At 63.6% G+C, this 13,855-nt stretch carries 9 protein-coding genes; all 9 read right to left on the minus strand.

Going from position 1 to position 13,855, the window contains the following annotated elements:
* Positions 1-2 precede the first annotated feature (2 nt).
* The 9 genes from tagQ to AC1RO5_RS05650 all read right to left on the minus strand — a co-directional run bounded on the left by tagQ (position 3) and on the right by AC1RO5_RS05650 (position 13,852).
* Positions 3-932, minus strand: a complete 930-nt coding sequence (gene tagQ / locus AC1RO5_RS05610) for a type VI secretion system-associated lipoprotein TagQ (protein ID WP_493173439.1) — start codon at positions 930-932, stop codon at positions 3-5.
* Positions 933-1,016: 84 nt separating this feature from the next.
* Positions 1,017-2,744 carry a formylglycine-generating enzyme family protein gene (locus AC1RO5_RS05615; protein WP_493173441.1) on the minus strand — a complete coding sequence of 576 codons (1,728 nt, stop codon included), beginning with the start codon at positions 2,742-2,744 and terminating at the stop codon, positions 1,017-1,019.
* The gene (locus tag AC1RO5_RS05620; protein ID WP_493173443.1) at positions 2,737-3,933 is read right to left on the minus strand and encodes an ABC transporter permease; all 1,197 of its coding nucleotides are present in this window, start codon (positions 3,931-3,933) and stop codon (positions 2,737-2,739) included. Before AC1RO5_RS05620 ends, AC1RO5_RS05615 begins: the two co-directional genes overlap by 8 nt.
* Positions 3,933-4,649, minus strand: coding sequence for an ABC transporter ATP-binding protein (locus AC1RO5_RS05625; protein WP_493173445.1), 717 nt, complete (start codon positions 4,647-4,649; stop codon positions 3,933-3,935). Before AC1RO5_RS05625 ends, AC1RO5_RS05620 begins: the two co-directional genes overlap by 1 nt.
* Positions 4,649-7,681: a serine/threonine-protein kinase gene (locus AC1RO5_RS05630; protein ID WP_493173447.1), complete on the minus strand. Its 3,033-nt coding sequence runs from the start codon at positions 7,679-7,681 to the stop codon at positions 4,649-4,651. Before AC1RO5_RS05630 ends, AC1RO5_RS05625 begins: the two co-directional genes overlap by 1 nt.
* On the minus strand, positions 7,678-8,409 hold the full coding sequence (locus AC1RO5_RS05635) for a PP2C family protein-serine/threonine phosphatase (protein ID WP_493173449.1): 732 nt from the start codon (positions 8,407-8,409) through the stop codon (positions 7,678-7,680). Before AC1RO5_RS05635 ends, AC1RO5_RS05630 begins: the two co-directional genes overlap by 4 nt.
* On the minus strand, positions 8,410-9,060 hold the full coding sequence (tagF, locus tag AC1RO5_RS05640; RefSeq protein WP_493173451.1) for a type VI secretion system-associated protein TagF: 651 nt from the start codon (positions 9,058-9,060) through the stop codon (positions 8,410-8,412).
* Complete coding sequence (tssM, locus tag AC1RO5_RS05645; protein WP_493173453.1) at positions 9,057-12,557, minus strand: type VI secretion system membrane subunit TssM; 3,501 nt, start codon at positions 12,555-12,557, stop codon at positions 9,057-9,059. Before tssM ends, tagF begins: the two co-directional genes overlap by 4 nt.
* Positions 12,554-13,852: a DotU family type VI secretion system protein gene (locus AC1RO5_RS05650; protein WP_493173455.1), complete on the minus strand. Its 1,299-nt coding sequence runs from the start codon at positions 13,850-13,852 to the stop codon at positions 12,554-12,556. Before AC1RO5_RS05650 ends, tssM begins: the two co-directional genes overlap by 4 nt.
* Positions 13,853-13,855: the final 3 nt, after the last annotated feature.

A 13,855-nucleotide genomic window follows, 5' to 3' on the forward strand; every position in this document is an offset into this window, starting at 1 on the left:
AATCAAACATTCGGGCAAGGTACCGGTGCCCAGTCGCCCAGGTCCGGGTTCTTGCACATGCTGTTGACCTGAGTGGTGCCTGCGCTGGCGACTTGCTTGCTTTCGGCCTGTTTGGCTTGTGCGGTCTGCAGGGTTTTCTCGGTAGTGACCGCTTCTTTCGGCACGGTTGGCAGTACCGGTTTTTTCGCCGGTTTCACCGCTTTCTTGCTCTTGGTCGGGGTCACGACCGGCGTGGTTTCGGCGGTCGCCACGGTGACCACGTCGGTGCGCTGCACGCCGACTTGCTGCAGGTCTTTTTCGTAGGCCTGGGTGTAGTTGTTCAGGTCTTCGCTGGCTTTACCGTTCACCGCGACGATCAGGTCGTTGGACTCTTTGAGGCCGGCGACGATTTCTGCCAGGCGCTTGCGGCCCTCGGTGTCGTTGACGGTCTTGGCCTTGCGGTCGGCGACCAGTTTGGTGAACGCGCTCTGGTAGCACTGTTGCGAAGCCTTGGCGTACGCGGTGCTGCGGTCGATGTCGGCGGCGCTTTTGTTGACGTCGGAGGCGTAGGACGCGATGCGCTGGTTGTCATCGGCGATCTGCTTCTGACGCTCGTTGTAGTAACCGACCGCGCCGCCCGCCAGGGCACCGCCCGCTGCACCGATGGCGGCGTTGCGGCCACGGTTCTCGGAATCGGTCAGGGCGCCCAACAGTGCCCCGCCGACAGCGCCGACAGCCGCACCGGTAACCACCGACTTGGTCATGTTCGAATCGGTGGCACGCAGGTGCTGCACCGGCTCGTAGCAGTTGGGGTAGTACTCGACCTTGGTGCTCGAGGCGACCTTGGAGGTCGGCGACGTGGCGCAGCCGGTCAGTACGGTGCTGAAGCCGACGGCGACCAGCAGCAGATGACGCTTGGAAACCGAAGCAAAAGGTTTACGGGAGGAAAGCATAGTTGTGTTCTCGTTTAAGTTTGACCAGCTCAGCACGGCCCACCGCCGCCTGAGTCCCTTCCAGGCTCGCTGTACAACGAACGATCAAGACCGCTGAACGTTCAATGCGAGCAGTTCCTTCAATATCGCCGCCGGGTCGGCTCGTCGTTGCTGACGATAATCACCGACATGGCGAACGAACAACGTCGCGCGCGTCACCAGGCTCTTGCCCAGTACCGGCTTGCGCTCCAACTCTTCCTTGATGCGTTGAAACTGCGCCTGGATCACGGCATCGGTGTAGCGCGTGCCAGTCGCCAGGTTGTCGATGTAGATCGCCACCGCGCCGTCCAGCGCGCTGCGGCCGTTGTCGATAGCCATGGCGAACAGCTTGGCGCTGGCCTCGTCCTTGGCGTCCACGGCCTGCTGGCGACTCTTATGCAAATTGGTCAGGCGAATGTTGTAGTTGTTGATGGTCTCGGCCACCAGGGCCGCCGACTGGATCAGGTTGCCGGCCGCTTCCTCGCGCTGTTGGGCGATCAGCGAGACATTACGCTTGAGCTCTTCGTTGACCAGCCCCAACTCGGCTTGCAGACGTGGATCGACGCTGGCGGCAATGATGCTGTCCAGGCGTTTGGTCGGGTCCTGGGCGTCGTCGATGGCATCGGTCAGCGAAGCCAGTCGACCTTCTTTCTGCCATTGGGCAAACAGCTCCTTGTAGCGCGAACGGGGCGCCGACAACGCACCAATCGCGACCCGGAACCCGGTGGTTTCGTTGTTTTGTTCGGTGCCGTCGGCGGCGAACAGCGAGTACTCGCGGCGCATCCCGGTGAACAAGGTGCCCTCGCCTTCCAGGTAATTTCCGCCCTTGACCACGAAGCCGCCGTAGGTGCCCTGGCGGCGTCCGGCATGCACCAGCTGGAAGGACTCCTGGACCATCTCGGCGGCGTTGCCGATCACGTCGAACAGACCGATGGGGTTTGGCAGTTTGGTACCGATCGGCATCAAGCGCGCGGCCTGACCGGTGCCGCCAGCGACCTGATTGAAGACCGCCCAATCGGCCAGCGGCCCATCGCTTTCGCTGCCGTCCAGGCGCCGGGGAAACAGACGCCCTTCCAGGTCCTGACGGCTGACGCCCTGCCCGCCACGGGCAGCAAACTCCCATTCGACCTCGGTCGGCAAGCGCACAAAACCCAACCCGCCCTCTTCTGCCGAGGTGCCGCGACCGCTCACCGGCAGCAGGTCCTTGTGGTATTTCATCAGCCAGGCGCTGTACACCGCCGAAAAGCGTTCGGCCTCGAATCGCGACAGCTTCACCTTGGGCAAACGCCCGGCCATGCCTTGCGGCGCCTGCGCTTGCAGTGCCTCGCAGGCCGGCGCCGGCTCGCCGCTGGCCAACGATTGCGCCTGGGCCATGACCTGCGCGTATTGGCGGGCGGTGACTTCGTATTTGCCGATGAAATAGAACATCGGTTTGAGCGGAGTGTTGGCGTCGGTCTTGGGCATCAACGGAGTGATGCTCTTGCTCCAGTCCTTGGGCAGATCTTTGAGGGTGAACTGGCCATTGATGAAGTCCCGGCGATAACCGGAAATGAACGACTGCTGATAACCGGCCTCGCCTTCGCTGAACGGGTAACCGAGGCTGATCTCGCGGTCGTCCAGACTGCCCTGGGCCAGGATGTAGACGTAACGGAACACCATCTGCCCTTCGCACGGCAGCGGCAGGCTGACGTCATCGGGCAACGGCTTGGGGTTGTCCAGTTTGTCGGTGCCTTCATCAGCCCAGACCATGCCGGCCAGGCTCAGCGCCATGGCGGCGCCCAGTAACTTATACATCTCGGATTCCTTCACACGCCTGGATACGCGCCACTCGCCAGCCACCACAGACCGCCGCCACGGCGCTGACGCCGAACACTGCCGCCAGGGCCAACGCGTAGTGACGCGCCAGCAGATGACTGGCGTACTCACCCGGCATCTGCACAAATAAATGGTTCAGGCCCGATTGCGCCAGGCCATACAACCCGGCGCTCAACAGGGCGGCAAAGCCGGCGCTGTACAGGGCCTGTATCACCACAAACAACAACAACGCTGCCGTGGAAAACCCCAGCAGACGCAACACCGATAACTCTCGACGCTTGCGCTCGACCGCCGCCAGCGCCCCGGCAAAAATCGCCGCGAACGCTCCCGCCAAGGCCAATCCGGCGATGATCCAGAACACGATCGACAGGTTGCGGCTCAGCGATTGCACTTGGGCGATGGCCTGGGCCTGGGTCGAGACCAGCAGATTCTGCGCAGCGAAGTACTGGCGCAGCGGCTCGACATCCTGGAGGCTGCGGGCGTACAGGCGAAACGCCGGATACACCCGCTGCTCCATCGCGCCCACCGCATCACCTGGCCAACCGAACGCAGGCACGGCGCGGCCATCCCGGTAATCTTCAGCCGCTTCCAGTAACGTCAATGGCGCGAACAATCCGTCCCTGGCGAAGGCTTCCAGCGGCAGAACCTGCAGCACCTGAACGCGAGTGCGCTGCGCCTCGCCACGACCGGCCACCTGCCGACCGAAACCCGCCTCCAGCCAATCACCGGCCTTGATCCCGAGTTTTTCGGCGGCGGTCTGGCTCAGCAGCACCTGATCCAGCCCTTGGGGCATCGGCAGACTGCCAAGCAACGGATCGTTGGCGGCGGTGGGGATCATTTCCACAGTCACCGTCGAAGCGCCAGCAGTCAGATCCGCTGTCGCGGCAATCTGCCGGGTACGTGGCAAGGCGAAAGCCACGTCACTGCGCCGGCTCAACTGTTCGATAAACGCGGCACTGAACCGGCCGCCGCCCAAGGGAATGATTTCTCGGGTGGCCGGGTCGTTTTCCAAGCGCTCGGTCAAACTGCTGACCAGGCCAAATTTCAAGCCGAACAGCACCAGCAGCGGCGCAACCACCGCCACCAGCGCCAGTACCGAACAGGCCGACAGCCACGCATTGTTGCGGTAATCCTGCCAGGCCAGGGAAGCCATCAGCACGCCGCGCATCAGCAGGCCTCCCCAAGGGTGGCGGTGACACCGCCATCGACGTCGCGATGACAACTGATGCGTCGCACCTGCAAACCGCTGGCGCGGGCCAGTGACTCATCGTGGGTGGCAACGACGCAGCACACGCCGTGTTCACGAGCCTGGGTCACCAGTAACTGCATCACGCGTTCCGCGTTCAGCGGATCGAGGGCAGCGGTCGGTTCATCGGCCAACAGCAGGCGCGGCCCATGGGCCAGGGCGCGGGCACAACTCACCCGTTGCCGTTGGCCGACGGACAAGTCGCACGGTCTTTTGCCCAGTTGATCGGTGACATCCAACGCCCCGGCCAGGCGATCCACGCTGCCGTCGTCTTTCAAGCCGAGCAGTTGGCGCGACAGGTCGATGTTGCCGCGCACGTCCAGAAAATCCAGCAAGCCACCGGTTTGCAACACGTAGCCCAAGTGCCGGCTGCGCAGGTTCGCCAAGGCACTTTGCGCATCTGCGCGCCACAGCCCGGCAATGTCCGTCGTGGTTTGGCCAGACGCAAAATCAAACTGCCCGGCCTGATCCGGCGCCAGCACCAGCGCCAGCAAATCGAGCAACGTGCTTTTGCCGCAGCCACTGGGACCGACCACCGCCAGTTGCTCACCGGCACGCAGTTGCAGCCGTGGAATCACCAGGCTGTAGCGCTGGCTGCCGGCGCCCCGGCTTTTGTGCACTGCGTTCATGTTCAGCATCACGGCAGCGTCGACAATGGAACGCGGTACAAGGCATCACCCGGTTCGGCATCGCCGAAACGCACCCAGTTGGCCAGGTCGTTGTGGAAGGTTTCGTAGAGACGGATTTTCGAGTCCAGCTCGTCGATAAAGTCCTCCTGCTCGGCCACGCTCAGCGAAAGCCACAAATCCTGGGTCATGTTCAGCGACTTGCTGCGATAAGGCAGTCCTTCCAGGTACTCCCCCAAAACCCCGCCATCGGCCAGATTGCCGCCCTTGCGCAAGGCCGAGGGATCGCGGCTCATGTAGGCACTGGCACTGGCGATTTCCTGGAAGAAATTCTTCGGTGAGGTCTGGGTCTTGCGGGCGGCGTCGACGATCAGTTTCAACGATTGCTGCAAGTCGTTGAGCTGCAGCTTGGTCAGCATCACGCACACCTGGAACGCCGGCAGGGCCGGGTTGGTCAGGTCGCGGTCGGCGGTCCAGGCGCTGACCAGTTGCGGTGCCTGGCTGGCGGCTTTTCGCCCCAGGAAGTCCATGTGCATCGCGTAGCCGACGGCCGCCGATTTGTCGGCCAGGCTCGGCGCAGCGCTCAGCAGCGGCACGGTTTGCGACGTGTTGCTGCGCACCTGATGCACCAGGTCGGCAAACACCGAACCGATCTCGTCCACCCGCTCACCGAACTTGCGCACATCGGCGCCCGGCACCGGGATGTACAGATCGCCGATCTGCGGGTTGGCGTCGGCGGTCAGGGTGCGATACTGGCTTTGCGCACCGCCATGGGTTTTCTTGCCGGCATCGCTGAGCAGGTGCAAGGCGTAGATTTTGATTTGTTTGCCCAATGCGGCCTGACGCACTTCGGCCTCGTTCATTTGCGTGGCGGCATACGGGTCGTTCTTGCGCAAGGCGCCGGCATCGGTGACCAACAGAATCAAGCGTCCGCCATAACCGGACCAGTCCATGCCCTCGACCGCTTCCATCACGCCGGCAAAGGCATCTTCATTGAACGAATGGCTCGAGACCGTGGACGCCTTGACCTGCCGCGCCAGGTCCATGAAGCGCTGAGGGTCGCGGCCCTGGTCCAGGGTGATCAAGGTTTTGGCGACGTATTCCAGGCCCGGGGTTTTCTGGGTGCTGCTGCGAAATCCCACCAGGCCGAAACTGACACTGTCCAGCTCGCCCCGCTCGGCGATGCGGGTTTGCAGTTGGTGCACCACATCGCGGACTTGATCGATGTAGGGTTGCATGGACACCGTGGTGTCGACGACCAACACCACGGCGGTGCGAAATGCATCGGCATTGGCGGCGCTGATCGGAGTGTTGCCGACAGTGGCCTTCGGCGCATTACCGGGGTCGATGGACGCCACGTTCAGCAACTGCACCGGCTGGCCGTTTTCATCGAAGCTCTCGCGCGAATCAAAGATCGGCAACAGATAAAACTGATTCTGCGGCACCGCGCTGGCGGCCGGTTCCAGGGCCAGCACCTGCTGATTGTCTTCACGGTTCTGCTGGGCCTTGAGCAACAGGTTTTTTGCAGCCGACGGATCGGCCAGCAGCCGCTCCACCTCGCCGGGCTGACGCAGGAACATCACCGGCGCACGGCCGGAGCGTTCGGTGAACTTGAGCACCAGGCTTTGCTTCCAGTCGCTGACTTGCTCGGCTGCCAACCAACCGTCACTGCGCCCGTCGGTAGCGGCGCCGACACGCAGCCACGGACTGCCGGCCACCTCTTGGCGCTGATAGACGTACAGCACGGAAAATGCCGGCAAGGCCTTGTCAGGTGTAGCCCCCGGTTCACTGGCGAGTTTCGCTCCCGGCTTGCTGAGCACCCGCTGGAACAAGGTTTTTTTGCCGGCCATCAGCAGCGGACGCTGACCATTATCGACTTCTGTCGCCACAGGGGGGTTCACCGGTGGCGCAACGGCTGACGGCGGTGTTTTGACTGGAGGCAATGAAGCCACCGGCGCCTTGGCGTCCGCTTCGACGTCACCGGACAGCCACCAATAACCCGCGCCGCCCAAGGCCAGCACCACGGCTACCGCAACAGCGGCAAGCGCGAACACCGGCCCCTTGCGCTGCTCCGAGACTGTGGACTGCGGCGTCGGCTTCACCGTCGGCGCAACAGGCTTGGCTTGAGGTTGTGGCTGTGCGGGGCTGGTCGGAATGTCGATAGACACCGGCGTCAGCCCCGCCAGGTCATTGCTCACCGGAAGGGGCAACGGCCGGATTGTGGTCGCTTCAACCGATTCCCTGGGCAGATTATCCAGCGCCTGCAACAACGCCTTTGCATCCGGGAAACGCTCGGCCGGATCCTTGGCCAACAGCTTGCGCAGCACCTCTTGATAACGACCGTGGTGCACCGGCAGCTCCGGCAGCGGTTCGGTCAAATGCGCCAGGGCCGTGGAGAGCGCGTCGTTGCCGGTATACGGCAGTTTGCCGACGAGGATTTCGTAGAGCACCACGCCCAGGGCATAAAGATCGGCCCGGCCGTCAATGTCCTGGCCACGCGCCTGTTCCGGGCTCATGTAGCTGGGCGTGCCGACGGCGAAACCCGCTTGGGTGAACTGGGTGCGGTCGTCCAGCGACTTGGCGATGCCGAAGTCCGAGAGCACCGCTGTGCCATCGGCGCGGAACAGAATGTTCGCCGGTTTGACGTCGCGATGAACCAGCCCCAGCCCATGGGCATAACCCAGGGCCGAGGCGATCTGGCGGATGTAGATCAGGCCCTGCTCCGGCGTCAGGCCGGCGGCAATGCGCTCCTTGAGCGTGCCGTTGGGCAGGTATTCCATGGCCATGTAATACAGTTCACCGACATTGCCGATGTCATGGATGGTGACCGTATGCGGGTGAGACAGGCGCGCCAGAGTTTTGCCTTCGCGCAGGAAGCGCTCGCAGAAACTCGGGTCGGCTGCCAGCGCGGCGGCCATGACCTTCAACGCCACCTTGCGCTCCAGCGAGCGCTGGGTCGCCAGGTAAACACTGGCCATGGCGCCTTCGCCTATTTCACCGTCGATGTCGTAGCCCGGGATCAGCATGTTCGCAGTGAGGTTCATGCAGGCACCTTCACGACGATGACGGTGATGTTGTCCGGCGCGCCGCGCATCAGGCCCAGGGACACCAGGCTGCTGGCGATTTCCCCAGGTTCGTCGTGGCCCAGCACCTCGCGGATCTCATGATCTTCAACGGTTTTGTTCAGCCCGTCGCTGCACAACAGGTAACTGTCGCCAGGCTTCAACAGCAACTCGACCATCGCCAGCTCCAGCTGTGCCTGGACCCCGATAGCGCGGGTGACAATATTGGACCGCGGGTGCACCCGGGCTTCGGCTTCACTGAGCAGGCCGCTGTCCTGCAGATCCTGGACGTAACTGTGGTCCCGCGAGATGCGTTTGAGCCGGCCGTCACGCAGGCGATACAAGCGGCTGTCACCCGCCCACAGACACACCCCGCGCAAGTCACGCGCCGCCAGCACCACCACCGTGCTGCCCATCATGGTCACGCCGCGGTTGGCGGTTTCTTCACGCACGGCGGCGTTGACCCGCAGCAGGTCGGTTTTCAACGCCGCGACGTATTCATCCAGCGAACGGCCCACAGCAATGCTACGCAGACTGTCGACAATCAGACTGCTGACGTAGTCGCCCGCCGCGTGCCCGCCCATACCATCGGCGACCACCCACAGGCCTTGTTGCGGCAGGTCCAGGCAAGCGTCTTCGTTAACCTGGCGGACCATGCCGACATGGCTCTTGCTTGCAGACTTGAACGACTTTCCAACGCTTGGACGCATCTACACAACACCTTCTTGGCCGAGCAAAAATTGCGCAAAATCAGCGGCGGCCGGCAGTCCCTGGCACCGCATCAAACCGGGAGCGATGCGCTCCGAGCCCTGGCCCCACCACAGGCTTGCGCCTTCGCACGCCGACTCGGCGAGGGCCGTCATGCGCGCCTGCGGATCGGTGGCATCAAAGCGCTGCAGGCCGGCAAAGCGGCTGCTTTGAGTGCGTCGCAGGCAGGTCGGACTGCCCAGCGTCTCCAGCTCTGCACCGAAGGCTTCGAAGTTCGCCTCCACACTCAACGTGCTCAACATCAGTTGCTCAACCTGTTCAAACCAGGCATCCGAACCGCCGATCACCGACGCCGGATCAGCGCCGTGATCCAGCAGCACCGCAACGGTCAGCGGAAAATACCGGCCAACCCTGTCAATGCTCGGCATCACCACCCCCACGGCGGCCTGCGGCCCACACACACCGGGCGCGACCATAAAGCGCCACAGCGGACTGACCAGATAGGCATTCAGCCAACGGTCGCCAAGGCTCTGGCTGGCGAGCAAACCCGCCGCCAGCCATGAATCCCAGGGGCCGATAAAACTCTGCGGCAAGCCACGGCTGACAAAATCCCCGCGACTGGCCAACTTTCCATAAAAGCCCGGCGTGCTCATAAACGCTCCGGCAGGCTGAAACCGCTGAGCACACGGCTCTTGAACGGGTTGAAGGCGCTGTTGGCCCGCAGCTCATAAGAGGCGCTGGCGCCGTCGACCCGCAGCCGCAGGTTGAAGCGGTCCGGCGAGTTGCCGGCGGTCAGGTCCGATTGCTCGAGCAGGCGGAACCAGGCCCAGGGTCCGTCCAGGGTGATGCCGGACCGACCGCTGGCCGTGGGCGGCATGATCGAGATCCGCACCACACCGATGCTGCCGGGGTTGGGCCATTGCATGGCGGTCGGACGGCTCGGTCCATGGTCGTAGCTCAATTGCTGGCCGTCGAGGTCGAGCAAAAACTGGGTGATGGTGGCATCCATGGCCACGGGCTTGAGTTCGAAGCGCACCATCGGCTGGGTGCCGCCGGAACGGAAAAACGCATCCCGGATGGTCGCTGCCCGCTGGAAGGTTTGCAGCACGCCCGGGGCGATGCCGAGCTTCTGCGCGGCGCCCGGTTGCCAGCGCCAGGCCTGGGTCGAGGTATCCACGTATGGCTGCAGGTATTTGCGGAAGTAGTTGTCCATCACCCCGCCCACGCCGAAGAACTGACCGAAGTCGTCGAGGGTCGCGTCCCGTGCACTGCCTGGCGACATCGGATAACGCCCGGCCAGGGACTGGCGATAGATGTTCACCACTTCGCTGGTCCAGGCCGCATTCAGTTGATTGCGGACTCCACCCATCATGCTGTTGGTGGTGGAGTTGACCACCGACTTGACCAGGCCCTGCACCAACGCCGGTTGACGCTCGGCGTTGAGGCTGACCCGCGTCGCCGCCGCTGCGGCCTGGTTCTTGGCTTCGCCAAGCAAGGCGTCGCCGCTGGCACCGACCATCGCGCTGACCTGCACATACAGGGCGTTCATGTCCGCCAGCAGGCCGTCGATGGCTGCCGGCTCGCCTTCGTTCTTGCTGACGATGCGGTTGAGTTCGGCAAAATGCGCGGTGACTGGATCGTCACTGGCCTCAGGTGCGTTTTGCGTCGCCTGCTCCTGGCCGAGCAAGGTGCCCAGGCGCTCTTTGAGCTTGTCGACCCCGCCCTCCACTGGCGCGCCCTTGGCGGCCAGCAGGCGTTCTTCCTGTTGCAGGTCAGTTTCCTTCGCCACCGCCACCAGCAGTTTCTTCAACGGCGAAGTCGGCCCGGAAATCACCCGCAGCACATCGGCGGCCTGGGCCACGCTGGTGATCGGCACGAAGTCGATATCAGCCAGCAAGGCGTCCCACTGGCGCTGGTAATCCTGGAAATACAGGCGACGCACATCGGCGGCCAGGCTGGCGACGTTCTGTTGCTCAGCCTGGTCATGACCGAGCACCCACTGCTCCTCGGCCAAGGTGCCGGTCTGGTTCAGGCTGGTGAGCAAAAACCCTTGGCGGTAACCCTTGGCCGTGAAGAAGCCACTCAAGGGGTCGCCCAGCGGCTTGCCGCTCTTGCGGCTGAACACCAGCGCAGCATCGCGCCCGGCCGCTTCGTTGAGACGAAAGTCCGGGATGCCGTCCGGCAGTTGCTGCCGTTTGATCCGGTCGTAGACACGCTGGGCCACCGGCAGTTGTTGCAACTGCCGGCGCAAATCGTCGATCAGGCGTGGGTCGAGACGTGCGGTAGGCGGATGGCGCTCGAACAGCGCCTGCAAGTGCTCCCCGAGGGCTACGCGCTGCTCGGCCGGCAAGTCGCGCGGCAGGCTGCGGTCCCAGTCCAGGGCGATCCACGCCTTAATGAAGTCAGCATCGTAATGTTCGCTGTCGGCGAGCATCAGGTAGGCCTTCAAGCCTTCGTAAAGGAAGTCCGAATTGCCGCCGCCGTGCAGTTGCTCCTCGATACGCGTGAGCAAGCGCGGCGCGAAGACCGCGATCAACAGCTTGCGATAGACACTGCCGGACTCGGCTTCAAGCATGTCGCCCTGATACAGACCCAGGCCTTCGGCCCAGTTCGGCGCATCATCGGCCAAGTGCTTCACTGCGTTGAGCAAGGGCAACACGGCGAGCACGTCCCGCTGGGCCGGGCTGAGGTTCTGCACGGCCTGGCCCAGGGGCACGACTTTCTGATCGACTTGCGCGATATACGCCTGATTGGCGCGGTAGCTGACCCACCACAAGGTCCCGACCACCAGCACCAAGGCTACGGTCGAGGCCAGCACGCCCTGGGCGATCCACTTGCGTCGACGTTCGACTTTCGGGTTGACCCCCACCAGCCCACGCTCGGCAAAGGCCACGGCGGTGAAGAGTTTTTCGATGAAGTAACTGCGCCCGGTGCCGGTCTGGCGCGCCAGGTGCTGGCGGTCCAGGTTCATGCTCTGGGCCATAGAGCCGATCAGCCGGTCAATCGGACTGCCTTCCTGGGTGCCGCTGGTGAAATACACCCCGCGCAACAGCACCCGCTCTTCAAAGGCATTGGGTTTGAACACGCCCTCAAGGAAGCTTTGCAGGCAATCCTTCAACGCGCCGAACTGCTGTGGAAAACCGTAGATCAGATCGCGTCGCGCCGGGTCGCGCTCCTGCTGCAAGCGCTCCACCAGCCGATCGTTCAGGCGTTGTTCCAGACCGGCGAATTCGCTTTGCAGATGGGCCAGCGGGCTGTCATTGCTTTTGCCGTCATCCAGAGCGAAGGTCATGCCCCAGACCTGGGCTCGCTCTTCCTTGCTCAGGGTGTCGAAATACTCCATGAACCCAGGCACCAGATCGAGCTTGGTCAGCATCAGGTAGATCGGGAAGCGCACGCCCAGTTGGGTGTACAACTCCTGAATGCGCAGGCGTATCGCAGCGGCATGGGCGGCGCGTTCGGCGTCGCTGCCCAGCAAAAGGTCGGAGAGGCTGATGGCGATAAATGCACCGTCGATCGGGCGACGGGCCCGCTGTTTTTTCAACAGACCCAGAAAGCCCAGCCAGGCGGCCTTGTCGACCGTCGCGTCGCTGTCCTGAGTGGTGTAGCGGCCTGCGGTGTCGAGCATCACGGCCTGGTCGGTAAACCACCAATCACAATTGCGCGTACCGCCGACGCCGCGCACCGCACCGGCGCCCAACTGTGCGGCCAACGGAAAATGCAGACCGGAGTTGACCAGCGCCGTGGTCTTGCCCGAACCCGGCGGGCCGATGATCACGTACCACGGCAATTCGTAGAGATTGCGTCGCTCGTCGCCGCCCAGCTTGGCTTTCTTCAACAGCGTCAGGGCTTCGTCCATACGTTGACGCAGGGTTTCGAGCTCTTCGGCCGTAGCGATGCTGGTCGGGTCTGGCGGGGTTTGCGCCGCTAGGCTGCGCATGACTTCGGCGGCCTGACGGCGGGCCTGGATGATGCGAAACACTCGATAGGCGATCCACACCGCGAATACCAGAATGATCAGCGCCCAGCGCCGGCCTTCGGGCACCAGGAGTTCAAGCAGCGGCCCGACAAACCAGATGATCAGACTCAGGGCGATCAGCCCCAGCAACGGAATGACCCAGCGGGTCATAAAACTGAAAAACGCCTTCACTCGACCCCCTCCGCCAACACTGTGATTTCGACCCGACGATTGCGTGCGCGGCCCTCGGTCGTAGCGTTCGAGGCCAACGGCTCGGTGTCACTACGGCCTTCGGCGCTGAAGCGCTCGGGCTGGCCGGTCTTGGCCGAAAGGATTTGCAGCACCGACGTGGCCCGCGCCTCGGACAAGGCCCAGTTCGATGGGAACCTGAGGGTGGCAATCGGGCGATTGTCGCTGTGGCCGGTCACGCGGACCTGGCCCTTGACCTTGCGAATGGCATCGGCGATGCGCAGCATCAGCGGCTGGAAATTGTCGACGATACTGGCGCTGCCCGAGGCGAACAGCTCATCGCCACGGATGGTCACCACTGAACGGTCAACGGCGTCTTCCACCGCGACCCGCCCGGCCTTGATTTCATCGGCAAGAAAGCCTGCCAGGCGGGGACGCTCGATCAGTTTCGGTTGCACCACCGGACGGTCGATGGCCTGCACCGGGATCTCGCCCAGCGCATGGATGTTTTTAAACACCGGCTCGGCATCGGCGGCCAGTTTCAAGCGCAGGCCGAACAACAGGGCCAGCAGCAACGCCACACCGATGGCCACCGCGATCCATGGCGGCATGAATTGCGCCAGTCGATCGCGCGCCACGGTCACGCCGCGCCAATGGGGCGACAGTTCACGCTCATATTCGCCACGGGCGCTGCGGATGACCGCACTGGTGCGCTCACGCAAGGCCTCCAGTTGGCTGCGACCATCATTCATGACCCGATAACGCCCTTCGAAACCCAGGCACATGCACAGGTACAACAGCTCCAACAGATACAAACGTTCGCGGGGGCTTTGCAGGCAATGTTCCAATAGCTGGAACACCTTCTCGCCGCCCCAGGCCTCGTTATGCACGGTGATCAGCAGGCTCTGCTTGCCCCAGTCGCCGGTGCCGCCCCACGGCGTACTCAACACCGCTTCATCCAGGGCGGTGCACAAGGCGTAGCGGGCCAGCAACACATCGTTGCGCACCACGCCGGCGGCCTCGGCGCGCTCCTCGAACTGGCGCAGGTAAGCCAGTAGTTGCGCCCGCAGGCTCGCTGGTGCCGGGTGGGCAATGGTGTTGCGCAAGCGGGTCAGCAAAGCCAGCAGCGGGCCCGCGGCGCTCTCCAGGGGGTTGAGACCTTCGGCTTTGCCGGTCAACACCGGCGCGGCCGGCATTGACAGCGGCGCGGGCTGGGCGCGACCAGGCTCCGGGCGGGCCGGCTCGGCGCCACGGCCACCGGGTGTCGGCATGAACTGGGTACGATCGTCGTTATTCATCGC

The organism is Pseudomonas sp. GW822-FHT02G04 (assembly GCF_058802085.1).

What these genes read in the sequence shown, in the direction of transcription:
- tagQ (WP_493173439.1), bottom strand. Translation starts at nt 932, where the DNA reads ATGCTTTCCTCCCGTAAACCTTTTGCTTCGGTTTCCAAGCGTCATCTG.
- AC1RO5_RS05615 (WP_493173441.1), bottom strand. Translation starts at nt 2,744, where the DNA reads ATGTATAAGTTACTGGGCGCCGCCATGGCGCTGAGCCTGGCCGGCATG.
- AC1RO5_RS05620 (WP_493173443.1), bottom strand. Translation starts at nt 3,933, where the DNA reads ATGCGCGGCGTGCTGATGGCTTCCCTGGCCTGGCAGGATTACCGCAAC.
- AC1RO5_RS05625 (WP_493173445.1), bottom strand. Translation starts at nt 4,649, where the DNA reads ATGCTGAACATGAACGCAGTGCACAAAAGCCGGGGCGCCGGCAGCCAG.
- AC1RO5_RS05630 (WP_493173447.1), bottom strand. Translation starts at nt 7,681, where the DNA reads ATGAACCTCACTGCGAACATGCTGATCCCGGGCTACGACATCGACGGT.
- AC1RO5_RS05635 (WP_493173449.1), bottom strand. Translation starts at nt 8,409, where the DNA reads ATGCGTCCAAGCGTTGGAAAGTCGTTCAAGTCTGCAAGCAAGAGCCAT.
- tagF (WP_493173451.1), bottom strand. Translation starts at nt 9,060, where the DNA reads ATGAGCACGCCGGGCTTTTATGGAAAGTTGGCCAGTCGCGGGGATTTT.
- AC1RO5_RS05650 (WP_493173455.1), bottom strand. Translation starts at nt 13,852, where the DNA reads ATGAATAACGACGATCGTACCCAGTTCATGCCGACACCCGGTGGCCGT.